The organism is Amycolatopsis sp. NPDC043887 (genome assembly GCF_056435665.1).
This window is the reverse complement of the sequence record NZ_JBWKEB010000021.1, coordinates 55394-70167: the sequence shown is the minus strand read 5'-3', so window position 1 is coordinate 70167 and position 14774 is coordinate 55394. Positions and strand designations below refer to the sequence as shown.

Below are 14774 nucleotides of genomic sequence, written 5' to 3'. Positions count from 1 at the left end.
GTGGCTCTTTTCATGACCGAGGTCGAACGGCTCAACTACGACGTGGTGGTGATCGGTGCCGGCGGTGCCGGTCTCCGCGCGGTCATCGAAGCCCGCGAACGCGGCTTCAGTGTCGCGGTGGTGTGCAAATCGCTCTTCGGCAAGGCGCATACGGTGATGGCCGAAGGCGGCTGCGCGGCGTCGATGGGCAACGCGAACTCGAACGACAACTGGCAGGTGCACTTCCGCGACACCATGCGCGGCGGGAAGTTCCTCAACAACTGGCGGATGGCCGAACTCCACGCCAAGGAGGCGCCGGACCGGGTCTGGGAACTGGAGACCTACGGCGCGCTGTTCGACCGTACCGCCGACGGCCGGATCAGCCAGCGCAACTTCGGCGGGCACACGTACCCGCGGCTGGCGCACGTCGGCGACCGCACCGGGCTCGAACTGATCCGCACGATGCAGCAGAAAATCGTTTCGCTGCAACAAGAGGACTTCAAGGAGACCGGTGACTACGAGGCGAGGATCAAGGTCTTCGCCGAATGCACGATCACCGAACTGCTGACCGACGACGGCCGGATCTCGGGTGCCTTCGGGTATTGGCGCGAGAGCGGCCGGTTCATCCTGTTCGAGGCGCCGGCGGTGGTGCTGGCCACCGGCGGCATCGGGAAATCGTTCAAGGTCACCTCGAACTCGTGGGAGTACACCGGTGACGGGCACGCGCTGGCGCTGCGGGCCGGGGCGACGCTCATCAACATGGAGTTCGTCCAGTTCCACCCGACCGGCATGGTCTGGCCGCCGAGTGTGAAGGGGATCCTGGTCACCGAAGGTGTTCGCGGTGACGGAGGGGTTCTCAAGAACACCGAGGACAAGCGGTTCATGTTCGAGTACGTCCCTGATGTGTTCAAGGGGCAGTACGCGGACAGCGAGGAGGAAGCCGACCGCTGGTACACCGACCAGGAGAAGAACCGCCGCACCCCGGATCTGCTCCCGCGTGACGAGGTGGCGCGGGCGATCAACTCCGAGGTCAAGGCGGGCCGGGGATCGCCGCACGGCGGGGTCTTCCTCGACATCGCCAGCAGGCTGCCCGCGGAGGAGATCCGCAAACGGCTGCCGTCGATGTACCACCAGTTCAAGGAACTCGCCGACGTCGACATCACGAAGGAACCGATGGAGGTCGGCCCCACCTGTCACTACGTGATGGGCGGGATCGAGGTCGACCCGGACACCGCGTCGTCGAGCGTGCCCGGACTGTTCGCCGCCGGTGAGTGCTCGGGCGGGATGCACGGCTCGAACCGGCTCGGCGGCAACTCGCTTTCGGATCTGCTGGTCTTCGGTCGTCGTGCGGGCCTCGGCGCCGCGTCCTACGTGTCGGAGCTGAAGGACCGTCCCAAGGTCAGTCAGTCCGATGTGGACGCTGCCGCGGCGATGGCGCTCGCGCCGTTCGACCCGCCGGGTGACGGCGTCGAAGAGAATCCGTACAGCCTGCACACCGAACTGCAGCAGTCGATGAACGACCTGGTCGGCATCATCCGCAAGGCGGAGGAGATCGAGCGGGCGCTGGAGAAGCTCGGGGAGCTGCGCGAGCGGATCAAGCGGGTCACCGTCGAAGGGCACCGGCAGTTCAACCCCGGCTGGCATCTCGCCGTCGACCTGCGGAACATGCTGATGGTCAGCGAATGCGTCGCCAGGGCCGCGCTCACCAGGACCGAGAGCCGGGGCGGACACACGCGGGACGATCATCCGGGCATGGATGCCCAGTGGCGCAACAAACTCCTGGTCTGCTCGGCCACGCCGGGCGACAACCCGGTGGTGCCGGACATCGGCGTCGAGGTCAAGGCGCAGACCCCGCTGCGGCAGGACCTGCTGGAGCTGTTCGAACTGTCCGAGCTGGGGAAGTACTACACCGACGAAGAACTGGCTTCGCACCCCGGGAGTCCGGCATGAGCTACAAGGCGAGTTTCCGGGTCTGGCGCGGTGACGCCGATTCGGGTGAGCTGCAGGACTACAGCGTCGAGGTCAACGAGGGCGAGGTCGTCCTCGACATCATCCACCGGTTGCAGGCCACCCAGGCCTCGGATCTGGCGGTGCGGTGGAACTGCAAGGCGGGCAAATGCGGTTCGTGCTCGGCGGAGATCAACGGCAAGCCGCGGTTGCTGTGCATGACCCGGATGTCGACCTTCACCGAGGACGAGGTCATCACCGTGACCCCGATGCGGACGTTCCCGGTGATCCGCGACCTGGTGACCGACGTGTCGTTCAACTACACCAAGGCCCGCGAGATCCCGTCGTTCACGCCGCCTCCGGAGCTGAAGCCGGGGGAGTACCGGATGCAGCAGGTGGACGTCGAGCGCTCGCAGGAGTTCCGCAAGTGCATCGAGTGCTTCCTGTGCCAGAACACCTGCCACGTGGTGCGTGACCACGAGGAGAACAAGGAGGCCTTCGCCGGGCCCCGGTACCTGATGCGGATCGCCGAACTCGAAATGCATCCTCTCGACGTCGCCGACCGGCGTGACGAGGCGCAGGAGGAGCATGGGCTCGGGTACTGCAACATCACCAAGTGCTGCTCGGACGTGTGCCCGGAGGGCATCCACATCACCGACAACGCGCTCATCCCGATGAAGGAACGCGTCGCGGACCGGAAGTACGACCCCATCGTGTGGCTGGGGAACAAACTGTTCCGGCGGGACAAGTAGTCGCCTCTCGTGAGTGGTAAGGACGGTTCTAACCGTCCTTACCACTCACGAGCTAAATCGGTTGCCGCCGCCCTCATACCTGACGCACACTTACCCGCACACCACCAAGGGAGGACACATGACGCAGTACCGCATGGCCTGTCCTTTCCTTGGCATGGAAGAAAAACGTGGCTCCCCGCCGTCGTCCTAGCACGACGTCGCATACGTGGAGCCGCCCTTCGGGAAACCGAACCGGGCGGCTTTTTCTTTCGGTGACCCTGATTTCTGGAACGAAGCAGTCCGGTGCGCGGTGCGCGCCGGACTGTGTTCCAGGCCAAGGCGCGTTGGTCCAGCGGAAGGGATACCGGGTTTTCACCCCGGTGACGTGGGTTCGACTCCCACACGCGCTACGCCCCGGCACGGCGGGGAAACCTGTTCCGTCGTACCGGTGCGGCGGTGTGGGGTCCGTGTGTCCCATACCGCCAGACGCGCACGGTCCGGCGACCGGCCGGGATTCATAGCCCCGGCCAGCCTGGCTCGACACCAGGGTGCGCGACTCAGCCCACCTTGCGGGCGCTGTGCACGTCGCCGCTTTCGTGGCGGCGCAGGACGATGTCTTGGAAACCGTTGTCCCGCAACGCTTCCTCCAGGCCGATGCCGTTCGTGGCGACGGCCATGAGCAGCCCGCCCGTCACCAGGCTCGCGGCGACGCGACCGAGATGGGCGGGGGAGTCCAGGAAGGCCAGGACGACGTCGAAGGCTCCCATCACCGGCAGCCGGGCGAGCTGGTGAACCTCGTACGAGATCCCGACGGGGTCGCGTTCCTCTTCGCGTTGGGCTGCCGCGATCAGCGCCTTATCCGCGTCGACGCCGACCACACGGCGCGCGCCCTTTCCTCGGAACAAGCGGGGATAGCGGCCATCACCGCACCCGACGACCAGGACCGCCCTGCCCGCCAGGTCCGGCAGCGCTTCGAGCAGCGTCGCGGCCTGGTCCGCCATACGGCCGACGTTAGCCGACGGGGTCACCGTCCCGACAGGACCAAGAGGCCTATCCCGAAAACAGGAAGGCCCCCTTCCTGCACCTGGACGCAAGGAAGGGGGCCTTCGTGTACTTACGGAGCTACAGTGCCCCACCGCTCGCGTCATCGCGCTGCATGACCACGCTGGACGGTGCGGAGTGCACCGGCTTGGCCCCCTTGGGGGCCTTCTTCCGCCGCGCCAGCTTGTTCTCCAGCCACGACGCGAACCAGCTCAGGAGCAGGTTCAGCACGATGAAGATGATCGCGACGACGATCAGCGTCGGGATCGTGTTGCCGTAGAGGCCGGTGAGCGGCCCGGTACTCCGGATCAGCTCGTTGAAGCCGATGGTCAGCTGACCGGCCAGCGCCGTGTCCTTGAGGATGACCACCAGCTGGCTCACCAGCGCGGGCAGCATCAGGGTGACCGCCTGCGGCAGCAGGACGGTCATCATGATCTGGGTCTTGCGCATGCCCAGCGCGGACGCGGCCTCACCTTGGCCCTTGGGCAGCGAAAGGATGCCCGCACGGAACACCTCGGCCATGACCGAACCGTTGTAGAGCACCAGGCCGGTCACCGCCGCGAACAGCGGGCGGATCTCGGCGTCGATGTCGGTGTAGAACGCGTAGAACGCCGCGGCGAAGACCATCAGCAGCAGCACCGGGATCGCCCGGAAGAACTCGACGACCGCGCCGACCGGCACCCGGATCCACTTGTGGTCCGACAGTCGGCCGATGCCCAGCAGCGCACCGATCGGCAGCGCGATCACGATCGACAGCGCCGCGGCCTTCAGGGTGTTGAGCAGACCTGGCAGGACGAATTCGGTCCAGGTCGAGCCCTTGAGGAAGGGCTCCCACAGCGCGCCGGCCCATTGGTTCTTCTCATCGAAACCCGCGTAGACGAGATACGCGACCAGTGCCACGACGAGCACGAAAAGACCCGAGTAGAGCCAGTTCCGTGCCCGCGCCTTCGGCCCGGGAATGTCATAGAGGACGGTCTGCGCGCTCATCGCTTGACCTCGACCTTCTTGGCGACCCAGCCCAGCAGCAGGCCGAGGGGGAGGACCAGGACGACGAACCCGGCGGCGAAGAGCAGGAAGACCAGCAACAGCGAGTCGGACTCGTTCTCGACCATGTCCGACATCAGCAGTGACGCCTCGGCGACACCGATGATCGACGCGACCGTGGTGTTCTTCAGCAGCGCGATCATGACGTTCGCCAGCGGCGCGATCACCGACCGGAACGCCTGTGGCAGCACGATCAGGGTCAGCACCTGGACGAAGCCGAGCCCCAGCGCGCGGGCCGCTTCCGCCTGGCCGACCGGGACGGTGTTGATACCGGACCGCAGCGATTCACAGACGAATGTGGCGGTGTAGGCGACGAAGCCGAGGATCGCGAGCCGGAAGGCGTTGTCCTCCAACGATGTCGTGGACTCCGACGAGGCCAGGTTGAGTCCCAGGGTGGAGGACAGTCCCAGCGATGTGAAGACGATGATCACCGTCAGCGGGGTGTTCCGGAAGATGTTGACGTAGGCGGTGCCGAACGCCCGCATGATCGGAACGGGGCTCACCCGCATCCCCACCAGGATGGTGCCCCAGATCAGGGAACCGATCGCGGAGAAGAAGGTGAGCTTGATCGTCATCCAGAAGGCGCCGAGCAAGTCGTAATTGGGATTGTCGAGGAAATCGAACAAGGTGCTCAACCCAGCCTCGGTATGGGAACGGTGCGCCGCGGTACACGGCGCACCGTTCGATTCCTTCAGTTCAGCGGCTCAGCGAGCCGGGGGTCAGGAGATGGCCGGGGGCTCGGGGATCTTGTAGCCCGACGGGCCGACGTTCTTCTCCAGAGCGGCCTTCCACGCGCCGTCCTGCTGCATCTTCTTGATCGCGTTGTTGATCGCGGTGATGCTCTCGGCGTCGTCCTTCTTCAGGCCGACGCCGTACTTCTCGTCGGTGAAGCCCTTGCCGACCAGCTTCAGCTTGCCGGGCTGCTGCGCGGCGTAGCCACCCAGGATGACGTCGTCGGTGGTCATCGCGTCGACGGTCTTGTTCAGCAGCGAGGTGACGCAGTCGGTGTACTTGCCGCGCTCTTCGAGCTGAACTTCCTTGGCGTACTTCTCCTTGACGTTCTGCGCCGGGGTCGAACCCTTGACCGAGCAGAGCTTCTTGTTGCCGGTCAGCGACTCCGGGCCGGTGATGTCGGTGGAGTCGGCGCGGACCAGCAGGTCCTGGTGGGCGATGAAGTACGGGCCCGCGAAGGAGACCTCGTTCTTGCGCTTGTCGGTGATCGAGTAGGTGGCGACGATGAAGTCGACCTCGCCCTTCTTGATCAGGTCCTCACGCTGCGCGGACTGCGCTTCCTTCCAGGTGATCGCCGACTCTTCGACGCCGAGCTCCTTGGCGATGTACTTCGCCACGTCGACGTCGAAGCCGGCGTACGTGCCGTCGGCCTGCTTCTGGCCGAGACCGGGCTGGTCGAACTTGATGCCGATGGTCAGCTTCTTGTCGTTCTTGGCCTTCGCCACCACGTTCTTGGCGCCGCTGGAGCCGCTGCCGGCGTCCGACCCGCCGCCGCCACAGGCGGAGAGGGCGAGACCGGCCGCCACGACGGCCGCGCTCATTCGCAGAACTCGGTTCAACCGCATTGTTCTCAGTTTCCTTCCGAATCTTGTCCGGCCATACCGGCCGGCGGGGAAGTCCTCAGTGGGTGAGGATCTTGCCGAGGAAGTCCTTGGCGCGATCCGTCTTCGGCTTGGTGAAGAACTCGTCCGGGGTGGAGTCCTCGACGATCTCGCCGTCGGACATGAACACCACCCGGTTCGCCGCGCGCCGCGCGAAGCCCATCTCGTGGGTGACGACGAGCATCGTCATCCCGTCCTTGGCGAGCGTGGTCATCACGTCGAGGACCTCCTGGACCATCTCGGGGTCCAGCGCCGAGGTCGGCTCGTCGAACAGCATCACCTTGGGGCGCATGGCCAGCGCGCGGGCGATCGCCACACGCTGCTGCTGCCCGCCGGAAAGCTGCGCCGGGTACTTGTCGGCCTGGTTGGCGATGCCGACGCGTTCGAGCAGGTCCATCGCGGTCTTGCGGGCCTCGGCCGTGTTGACCTTGCGGACCTTCATCGGCGCGAGCATGACGTTCTCGAGGATCGTCTTGTGCGCGAACAGGTTGAACGACTGGAACACCATGCCGACGTCGGCGCGCAGCGCGGCCAGCGCCTTCCCTTCGGCGGGCAGCGGAACGCCGTCCACCGCGATCTCACCGGAGTTGATGGGTTCCAGCCGGTTGATCGCCCGGCACAGCGTCGACTTGCCAGACCCGGACGGCCCGAGCACGACCACGACCTGCCCGCGCGGCACCTCGAGGTTGATCTCCTTGAGCACGTGCAGGTCGCCGAAGTACTTGTTCACGGCGGCCGCCTTGATCATCGGCGCCGCCACCTCCGCGGTCATCTGGCCTCCAGGAGCGTTCGTTTGCAGGGGACTGCGGGGTCAGGCACCACGCGATGGCGGAAACCTACTCCCGTCGGACCGCTTGTAAAGACGGCTTGACCAATACTTAGGGTTTCAAGTCCGTATCGTTCTCAAGCCACCGGACGGCCCCGGTCCACCTCCGTCCGGCGCTGATCAGCCTAGACAAGGCGGGGGTCTCCCGTAACCGGGGTCACAGCAGATCTGTGACGCATCGTGACCATTACCGCGTGCAGCGGGTCGCTCACAGGGCCATCCGGCCCAGCGGTACGGGCAGCGCGAGAGGTGACTCACCCCATAGAGTCGTTCTTCAAGTCGTCGCGGTGGCGGTGACGGCGTGAAAGGGAAACACGGGTGCGGGTACTGCTGGTGGAGGACGACGACCGGGTCGCGGGTGCCTTGACGCCCGCGCTGACCCGGCGCGGCCTGACGATCAAACGCCTCGCCTCCGGTGCCGGGGTGCTCGATCTGGTGCACGAGGTCGACGTGGTGCTGCTCGACCTCGGGCTCCCCGACATCGACGGGATCGTCCTGTGCCGCCGGATCCGCGCGGTCAGCGACGTCGCGGTGATCGTCGTTTCGGCGCGGGGCGAGGTCGACGACCGGATCCAGGGGCTCCGGTCCGGCGCCGACGACTATCTGGTCAAGCCCTACGACGTCGACGAACTGGTCGCCCGTGTCGAGGCCGTGCGCCGTCGCCGCGGGGAACGGCCTGCCGCGCCCGAACCAGCGGGCGTCATCCGCGCGGGTGATGTCTCGGTCGATATCGGGCGCCATGAGGTCCAGGTCGATGGGCAGCCGGTTTCGTTGTCCCGCAAGGAATTCCAGGTGCTCGCGCTGGTGGTCACCGCCCGCGGCGCGGTCTGCGCCCGTGATCACGTGCTGAACGAGGTCTGGGGTCACCGCGGCCCCGCGGAGAGCCGGTCGCTCGACGTCCACGTCGCCACCCTGCGGACCAAACTGGGCAGGCCAGCGCTGATCGAGACCGTCCGCGGCGTCGGGTACCGCCTCGGCGGCGCCTACGGTCCGGCCGAAGAGGGCTGAGCCGGTGCGCGTCCGGCTCCAGGCGATCGTGCTGACGCTGGTCGCGGCGCTCGTGTTCGGCCTCGGCATCCCGCTCGCGCTCAGCGTGGCGGCCAGTGTGCAGCTCGACCTCTTCCTCGACCGCCTCACCGACACCTCCCGGTTCGCGTCGCTGGCACAGCGCCCGCTGGTGGAGAACCGGCCGGACCTGATCGAGGACGAACTCCTCCGCTACACCGAGGTCTACGGGGTGCCGGTGGCGATCGTCGACCAGGACGGCGAATCCGTCGCCAGGGGTCCGGGTGAGACGGCGGGGATCGACCTGAAGGACCCCGTCATCGCTTCGCATCTGCAGCAGGCGCTGGCGGGACGGCGTTCGGAGCCCGGACCGCTGCTGATGCCGTGGAACACCGAGCCGCTGGTGCTGGCCGAGCCGATCCTCATCGACGGCGAGGTGCGGGGCGCGGTGATCACGGTGTCCTCGACGGACAAGGCCCGCACCGAACTGTTGTGGTGGTGGCTGCTCATCGCGGCGGGCGCGGTGCTGGCGTTCGGTATCGCGCTCCTGGTCGCCGTGCCGGTGGTGCGCTGGATCCTGCGCCCGGTCCGGCGGCTCGACGACGCCACCGGCGAACTGGTCGCCTCCGTGGTCAGCGGCCGCGAGGTCAAACGGGTGGGCGAGACCGGCGGCCCGCCGGAACTGCGGCAGCTCGAACGGTCCTTCGACCGGATGGCCGCCAGCGTCGACGAGGCACTGTCGGCGCAGCGCGCGTTCGTCGCCGACGCCTCCCATCAGCTGCGGAACCCGTTGACCGCGTTGAAGATCCGGCTCGGCAACCTCGACGGCCACGTCGACGACGATCTCGCCGCGGCCGACCTCGAAGCCGCCGTCGTCGACGCGCGACGGCTCAACCAGATCCTCGACGAACTCCTCTCGCTGGCCCGCGCCGAGGCCTCGGGCGGCGAACTGGTGCCGGTCGGCCTCGACGAGATGGTGGGCGCCCGGGTCGCCGACTGGACCGTGGTCGGCGCGGCACGCGACATCACGCTGGTGGCGACCGGGCTGGGCGGCGGACTGCGGGTGCTCACCCCGGCACGCGGCCTCGAAGTGGTCCTCGACGCGCTGCTGGACAACGCGCTCAAGTTCACCGAGCCGGGGACCGAGGTGCGGGTGGACGTCACCACCACGGACGGGAAGGTCGACATCGCCGTCCGTGACCACGGCCCCGGCCTGCGCGAAGACGAGCTGGAACGCGCGGCGGACCGGTTCTGGCGCAGCACCGCGCATCAGAACGTGCCCGGATCCGGCCTCGGCCTGGCGATCGTCACCGAGATCCTGGCCCGTTCGGACGGTTCGCTGCGGCTCGGCTCACCCGAAGGCGGCGGCCTTCAGGTGACCGTGACCCTGCCGTTAATCCTTGAGTGACCGGAAGTAGCGCAGCGCGCCCGGGTGCAGCGGCAGGGGAGCGGTCTCGATGGCGGGATGGATGTCGATCGACAACGCCGCGCCCGCCGCCTTGACCAGCTGGTCCCGCGCGTCGAACAGCCCGCGCACGAGCGCCTCGGCGACGTCGTCGCGCATCGACGTCGGCACCACCAGGAAGTTCGGCAGCACGAGCGTGGTCACCGGTGAGGGCAGGTTGTAGGCCGTCACCGGGATGGTCGCCGTCCGGTACACCGGGCTGGTGGCCCGCAGCGCGTCCGCGAGATCGGTGATGTCGAGCAGCCGCAGGCCGACCGTGTGCACCTTCTCGGTGATCGACGGCGTCGGCAGGCCACCCGACCAGATGACGGCGTCGATCTGCCGGTTCTCCAGCGCGGGCAGCGCCTCGGGGAGGCCGAGATTGCGCCGGTCGATCGCGCCGGTCAGCCCCGACGCCTTCAGCAACTGCTTCGACAGGAACTCGACACCCGAATCCGGCGAACCGATCGCGACCTTGTGCCCGCGCAACTGCGCGAAGGACCTGATCGACGAGTCGGCGCGGACGATGACGTGCAGATAGTCGTCGTGCACGCGGGCCAGCGCGGCCAAACCGGCGGTGTCGTCGGCGGCCACGTCGGCGGCCACGAACGCCACGTCGGCCTTCCCCGCACGCACCCGTCCGACGTTGTCCGGCGACCCCTGGGTCTCCTGGATCACGGGCCGCTCGGTGTCCAGTTGCGCGGCCCACGCGTCGGCCAGCGCCTCGGCCAGCTTGTCGTAGACGCCGCCGTCGAGCCCCGCCGCGATCCGCACCTTCGTCCCGGAGAGATCGGGCCCGCACCCGGCGACCAGGGCACAGACGACGGCGATCACCACCGCGAGCACCCCTGGTCTCCTCATGAGGGTCGATCGTGCCATGGAACCCCGCCCGCGTACCCTCGAAGGCGAGATGAGCGCGCGCACTTACCAGATCCGCACCTTCGGCTGCCAGATGAACGTGCATGACTCCGAACGTCTTGCCGGGCAGCTCGAGGACGCCGGCTACGTACCGGGTGACGGCGAGGCCACACCCGACCTGATCGTGTTCAACACCTGCGCGGTGCGGGAGAACGCGGACAACAAGCTGTACGGCACCCTCGGCCACCTGCGGCCGCAGAAGACGGCGAAGCCGGACATGCAGATCGCCGTCGGCGGCTGCCTCGCCCAGAAGGACCGCGGCGAGATCGTCAAGCGCGCGCCCTGGGTCGACGTCGTCTTCGGCACGCACAACATCGGTTCGCTGCCGACGCTGCTGGAGCGCGCGCGGCACAACGCCGAGGCCGAGGTCGAGATCCTCGAAGCGCTCGAGACCTTCCCTTCGACGCTCCCGGCGAAGCGGGACTCGGCGTACGCGGGCTGGGTGTCGATTTCGGTCGGCTGCAACAACACGTGCACCTTCTGCATCGTCCCGGCGCTGCGCGGCAAGGAACGCGACCGCCGCCCCGGCGAGATCCTCGCCGAGGTCGAGGCGCTCGTCGCCGAAGGCGTACTGGAAGTGACCCTGCTCGGCCAGAACGTGAACTCCTACGGCGTCGAATTCGGCGACCGGCTCGCGTTCGGGAAGCTGCTGCGCGCCTGCGGTTCCGTGGACGGGCTGGAGCGCGTCCGGTTCACCTCGCCGCATCCGGCGGCGTTCACCGAGGACGTCATCGACGCGATGGCCGAGACGCCGAACGTGTGCCACCAGCTGCACATGCCGCTGCAGTCCGGTTCGGACCGGGTGCTGCGCGAGATGAAGCGGTCCTACCGTTCGGCCCGCTACCTCAAGCTCCTCGACCGCGTGCGCGAATCGATGCCCGACGCCGCGATCACCACCGACATCATCGTCGGCTTCCCCGGCGAGACCGAGGAAGACTTCCAGGCGACGCTCGACGTCGTCGCGCAGGCGCGGTTCTCGAGCGCGTTCACCTTCCAGTACTCGATCCGGCCGGGCACACCCGCCGCCGAGATGGACGGGCAGCTGCCGAAGGAGGTCGTGCAGGAGCGCTACGAACGGCTCGTGAAGCTGCAGAACGACATCTCCTGGGAAGAGAACAAGAAGATCGTCGGGCGGCGGGTCGAGCTGCTGGTGGCCTCCGGCGAGGGCCGCAAGGACACCGAGACGCAGCGTATGAGTGGCCGCGCGCGTGACGGCAGGCTCGTCCACTTCACGCCGACGGGGCCGCTCGTGGACCGCTCGGTGCGTCCCGGCGACGTCGTCGAGACCGTGGTGACCTACGGCGCTCCGCACCATCTCGTCGCCGACGGCGACCTGCTGTCGCACCGCCGCACCAAGGCGGGGGACAACTCCGAGGCCGGGCTGCGGCCGAAGACCAACGGCGTGACGCTGGGCCTGCCGGGCTTCGGTGCCCCGGCCGTCACGCCGGAACCGGTGAGCGGGTGTGCACTGTGACCGAACCGAAGATCGACGAACTCGCCGCCGAGATCGACGAAGCCGGCGAACGCGCGGCCAAGACGATCGAACTGGGCAGGCGCGGGTTCTCCATCGCCGTGCTGGTGTTCGTGCTGCTGGTCGCGCAGCTGCTGCCCTGGGTCGGCGAGCACGCCGGCTGGGAGGTGCTGCTCGGCAAGGGCGGCGGGATCCCGCAGCTGTTCGCCGCGACCTCCACCGGGGTCGGCGTGTTCGTATCCGCCGTCACGCTGGTGACCCGTCGCTGGTGGCTGGCCTGGGTCTGCGCCGCGGGCGGCTGGTTCGCCTCCGTCGACGGAATGCTCGCGATCTGGTCCCAGCAGTCCTCGAACGCGACCGGCGCGGCCGGTGGCGGTCCGGGCTTCGGGCTGATCGTCGCCTGGATCGCCACCGTCGCGCTGGCCGTCTACTGGATGCGTGCCGCCTTCTCCCGCAGCTAGCCGACCCGCAGGGTGAGGTTGCTGGACGTGTACGCGCTCGCGTAGAGCGTCGTTTCCGGGTGGTAGGCCCGCAGCGTGACCACCGCGCTGAAGGAGAAACTCAGCTTCAGGGAGAACGTCGAGTTGGGCCGGCAGGTCGTGTCGGCGATGTTCACCCAGACACTTCCTTGAAGCTGCTGCACGATGATCGCTTCGAGGCTGTCCGTCCCGTCGGCCCGGGCGCCTTCCGCGGCCTGCAGAGTCCCCTTGAGGGTGACCTTTTCGTTGACCTTGACCTGCTTCTTGCTGAGCGAGGCGTCGAGTTTGACTTTCTTCTTTCCGGCCTCGGAGGAGGCGGGGAGCGGTGCCGGGGAACCGGTCGCCGCCGCGGCCGGGGCGAGCCCGGCCACCAGAGCACAACTGATCGCCAGGGCGGCGAACGCCCGGCGTACTGGGGGAATCAGTGTCTGGTTCATGATCGAAGTCGACCACGGTTGAGCGCGGAGAGCGCCCGAATACGCACGAAGGTGCTAGGCGTCCCTCCACAGTGGAGTGAAGGCCCAGCCCCTGCCCGCTATGACCGACCGCCTGCCGTGAAGGACTCCTTGAGGGACCCAGAGTCCCTCGAAGTTCCCCTCATCGTGTCGGAGCCTCACCTTGAGTCCCACTGACACCATCGGCCACAACGCGGCGACGGGCGCGCTCAACCTAGGGTCGGCACCGTGAAAGTAGTGAAGGCCTCCTTCACTACCCTCAGGGTAGGTAAGGAGGCCTTCACGGACGGTGCCGGCGGATCAGCGGTCCGCGATGGCCGCTTCCGCCGCCTCGAGCCACTCACGCCACTGCGCGGCCTGCTCGTCCGCCTTCTTCGCGCGCCGCTCGTCGCCCGCCGCACGGGCCTTCGCCGCCTGCGACTCGAACTGCTCGACCCGCTCGCGGAACTGCGCCGCCCTGGCCTGCGCCTCCGGGTCGGTCCGGCGCCACTTGCTGTCCTCGGCCGCCTTGATCGCGTCCTGCACGGCCTTCAGCCGCCCGTCCAGTTCGCGGATGCGCTCGCGCGGGACCTTGCCGATCTCGTCCCACTGGTCCTGGATGCGCCGCATGTGCTGCTTCGCCGCGTCGAGGTTGGCCGCGGGATCGATCTTCTCGGCCTCGACGAGCAGCTCTTCCTTCTGCTGCGCGTTGGTCGCGAACTCGGCGTCCCGCTCGGAGAACACCGCGGACCGCCGGGCGAAGAACTTGTCCTGCGCGGCGCGGAAACGCTGCCAGAGCGCCTCGTCGCTGTCCTTGGGGGCGCGGCCGGCGGCCTTCCACTCGGTCATCAGGTCCTTGTAGCGACCCGCCGTCTCGCCCCAGTCCTCGGACTCCGAGAGCGCTTCGGCCTCGGCGATCAGCTCTTCCTTGCGATGCTTGGCACCCGCGCGCTGCTTGTCGAGCTCGGCGAAATGCGAGCCGCGGCGCCGGTTGAACGCCTCACGGGCCTTGGAGAACCGCTTCCACAGCTCGTCGTCGGTCTTGCGGTCGACACCCTTGACGGTCTTCCACTCGTCCAGGATGGCGCGCAGCCGGTCGCCGGCGGCCTTCCACTGGGTCGACTCGGCGGCGAGCTTCTCGGCCTCGTCGGCGAGGGCCTGCTTGCGGACGACGGCGGCCGCGCGGGCTTCCTCACGCTCCTGTTTGGCCGAGGCCAGTGCCTTCTCGGCGTGGGAGATGACCTGTTCGATGCGGCCGCTCAGCGCGGCGATGTCTCCGACGACGGCGGCTTCGGCGAGGCCGTCACGCAGCTGCGTGGCCGTCGCCAGGGCGTGCTTCGGATCGCCCGCGCCGGACTCCAGCCGGGTTTCCAGCAGCTCGACCTCGGTGCGCAGGTCGTCGAAGCGGCGCGCATAGTGGAGCAGACCCTCGTCCGGGCTTCCGGCCTGCCAGACACCGACCGCGCGCTCGCCGTCGGGTGTGGTGACGTAGACCGTTCCTTCGTCGTCGACCCTGCCCCAAGCGGACGGGCTGGGCTCGGCGGGCGGCACGGGGGGTGCGGGGTGCCCGCCACCGAGCGCGTGCGGCACGGGGTGCGGTGCCGGGGTACCGGTGGACGTGTTCTCCTGGGCCATCGCAGGCTCCTTATCGCCTGTACGCCCGCTGGCGCGGGCGCCCCGCCTAGCGGCGGGGCCGGGTAATGCGTTGCCGTCTTGCTTCGGGGGTATCAACCCCTTGCGGCATTCAAGCAGCTCAGCGTCCACCGTGGAACCGGATGAACCACCAGAGGGCAGTGATCCTACTTCCGGAGGACCCTCCGTGGCGGTCGGTTGCCGGTCCTC

At 68.0% G+C, this 14774-nt stretch carries 14 protein-coding genes and 1 tRNA gene; 7 read left to right on the top strand and 8 right to left on the bottom strand.

From position 1 onward, the window contains the following. Positions 1 to 12 precede the first annotated feature (12 nt). The 3 genes from AC069H_RS37800 to AC069H_RS37790 all read left to right on the top strand — a co-directional run bounded on the left by AC069H_RS37800 (position 13) and on the right by AC069H_RS37790 (position 3067). The gene (locus AC069H_RS37800) at positions 13 to 1929 is read left to right on the top strand and encodes a fumarate reductase/succinate dehydrogenase flavoprotein subunit (protein WP_478235518.1); all 1917 of its coding nucleotides are present in this window, start codon (positions 13 to 15) and stop codon (positions 1927 to 1929) included. After that, positions 1926 to 2678: a succinate dehydrogenase/fumarate reductase iron-sulfur subunit gene (locus AC069H_RS37795; protein ID WP_005164720.1), complete on the top strand. Its 753-nt coding sequence runs from the start codon at positions 1926 to 1928 to the stop codon at positions 2676 to 2678. The genes AC069H_RS37800 and AC069H_RS37795 overlap by 4 nt, the downstream gene beginning before the upstream one ends. Before the next feature lie 317 nt (positions 2679 to 2995). Continuing rightward, positions 2996 to 3067: transfer RNA gene (locus tag AC069H_RS37790), tRNA-Glu, on the top strand. Positions 3068 to 3214: 147 nt separating this feature from the next. On the opposite strand, the gene AC069H_RS37785 is transcribed toward AC069H_RS37790, so the two are convergent. From AC069H_RS37785 to AC069H_RS37765, 5 genes are all read right to left on the bottom strand, one after another. After that, positions 3215 to 3658: a class I SAM-dependent methyltransferase gene (locus AC069H_RS37785; protein WP_478235517.1), complete on the bottom strand. Its 444-nt coding sequence runs from the start codon at positions 3656 to 3658 to the stop codon at positions 3215 to 3217. A 121-nt stretch (positions 3659 to 3779) separates the two neighbouring features. Continuing rightward, positions 3780 to 4685, bottom strand: a complete 906-nt coding sequence (locus AC069H_RS37780) for an amino acid ABC transporter permease (RefSeq protein ID WP_478235516.1) — start codon at positions 4683 to 4685, stop codon at positions 3780 to 3782. After that, a complete protein-coding gene (locus AC069H_RS37775; protein WP_340683330.1) occupies positions 4682 to 5377 on the bottom strand; it encodes an amino acid ABC transporter permease in 696 nt (231 codons plus the stop codon). Before AC069H_RS37775 ends, AC069H_RS37780 begins: the two co-directional genes overlap by 4 nt. Positions 5378 to 5461: 84 nt before the next feature. Beyond that, complete coding sequence (locus AC069H_RS37770; RefSeq protein ID WP_478235515.1) at positions 5462 to 6295, bottom strand: glutamate ABC transporter substrate-binding protein; 834 nt, start codon at positions 6293 to 6295, stop codon at positions 5462 to 5464. A 79-nt stretch (positions 6296 to 6374) separates the two neighbouring features. Then, positions 6375 to 7103 carry an amino acid ABC transporter ATP-binding protein gene (locus AC069H_RS37765; protein ID WP_378436610.1) on the bottom strand — a complete coding sequence of 243 codons (729 nt, stop codon included), beginning with the start codon at positions 7101 to 7103 and terminating at the stop codon, positions 6375 to 6377. A gap of 396 nt (positions 7104 to 7499) precedes the next feature. On the opposite strand from AC069H_RS37765, the gene AC069H_RS37760 reads away from it, so the two are divergent. Continuing rightward, positions 7500 to 8189 carry a response regulator transcription factor gene (locus AC069H_RS37760; protein ID WP_038516335.1) on the top strand — a complete coding sequence of 230 codons (690 nt, stop codon included), beginning with the start codon at positions 7500 to 7502 and terminating at the stop codon, positions 8187 to 8189. A gap of 4 nt (positions 8190 to 8193) precedes the next feature. Next, entirely contained in the window at positions 8194 to 9594 is a 1401-nt protein-coding gene (locus AC069H_RS37755; RefSeq protein ID WP_478228732.1) for a sensor histidine kinase, read from the top strand. Here the strand turns inward: AC069H_RS37755 and AC069H_RS37750 are convergent. Continuing rightward, positions 9580 to 10491, bottom strand: coding sequence for a TAXI family TRAP transporter solute-binding subunit (locus tag AC069H_RS37750; RefSeq protein ID WP_478228731.1), 912 nt, complete (start codon positions 10489 to 10491; stop codon positions 9580 to 9582). The two genes, AC069H_RS37755 and AC069H_RS37750, sit on opposite strands and share 15 nt — an antisense overlap. Positions 10492 to 10507: 16 nt before the next feature. Between AC069H_RS37750 and miaB the strand changes: the two genes are divergently transcribed. Further along, positions 10508 to 12022: a tRNA (N6-isopentenyl adenosine(37)-C2)-methylthiotransferase MiaB gene (gene miaB / locus AC069H_RS37745; protein WP_478235514.1), complete on the top strand. Its 1515-nt coding sequence runs from the start codon at positions 10508 to 10510 to the stop codon at positions 12020 to 12022. Further along, complete coding sequence (locus tag AC069H_RS37740) at positions 12019 to 12480, top strand: Rv2732c family membrane protein (protein ID WP_478235513.1); 462 nt, start codon at positions 12019 to 12021, stop codon at positions 12478 to 12480. Before miaB ends, AC069H_RS37740 begins: the two co-directional genes overlap by 4 nt. Here AC069H_RS37740 and AC069H_RS37735 read toward each other — a convergent pair. Both AC069H_RS37735 and AC069H_RS37730 read right to left on the bottom strand, forming a co-directional pair. Further along, entirely contained in the window at positions 12477 to 12935 is a 459-nt protein-coding gene (locus tag AC069H_RS37735; RefSeq protein WP_478235512.1) for a hypothetical protein, read from the bottom strand. The genes AC069H_RS37740 and AC069H_RS37735 overlap by 4 nt on opposite strands. A 318-nt stretch (positions 12936 to 13253) precedes the next feature. Beyond that, positions 13254 to 14567: a DUF349 domain-containing protein gene (locus AC069H_RS37730; RefSeq protein ID WP_478228728.1), complete on the bottom strand. Its 1314-nt coding sequence runs from the start codon at positions 14565 to 14567 to the stop codon at positions 13254 to 13256. Positions 14568 to 14774: the final 207 nt, after the last annotated feature.

Bases quoted from the DNA above. Each gene is read 5' to 3' on its own strand.
- AC069H_RS37765 (WP_378436610.1), bottom strand. From the start codon at position 7,103: ATGATCAAGGCGGCCGCCGTGAACAAGTACTTCGGCGACCTGCACGTG.
- AC069H_RS37780 (WP_478235516.1), bottom strand. From the start codon at position 4,685: ATGAGCGCGCAGACCGTCCTCTATGACATTCCCGGGCCGAAGGCGCGG.
- AC069H_RS37785 (WP_478235517.1), bottom strand. From the start codon at position 3,658: ATGGCGGACCAGGCCGCGACGCTGCTCGAAGCGCTGCCGGACCTGGCG.
- miaB (WP_478235514.1), top strand. From the start codon at position 10,508: ATGGAACCCCGCCCGCGTACCCTCGAAGGCGAGATGAGCGCGCGCACT.
- AC069H_RS37750 (WP_478228731.1), bottom strand. From the start codon at position 10,491: ATGAGGAGACCAGGGGTGCTCGCGGTGGTGATCGCCGTCGTCTGTGCC.
- AC069H_RS37800 (WP_478235518.1), top strand. From the start codon at position 13: ATGACCGAGGTCGAACGGCTCAACTACGACGTGGTGGTGATCGGTGCC.
- AC069H_RS37770 (WP_478235515.1), bottom strand. From the start codon at position 6,295: ATGAGCGCGGCCGTCGTGGCGGCCGGTCTCGCCCTCTCCGCCTGTGGC.
- AC069H_RS37795 (WP_005164720.1), top strand. From the start codon at position 1,926: ATGAGCTACAAGGCGAGTTTCCGGGTCTGGCGCGGTGACGCCGATTCG.
- AC069H_RS37735 (WP_478235512.1), bottom strand. From the start codon at position 12,935: ATGAACCAGACACTGATTCCCCCAGTACGCCGGGCGTTCGCCGCCCTG.
- AC069H_RS37730 (WP_478228728.1), bottom strand. From the start codon at position 14,567: ATGGCCCAGGAGAACACGTCCACCGGTACCCCGGCACCGCACCCCGTG.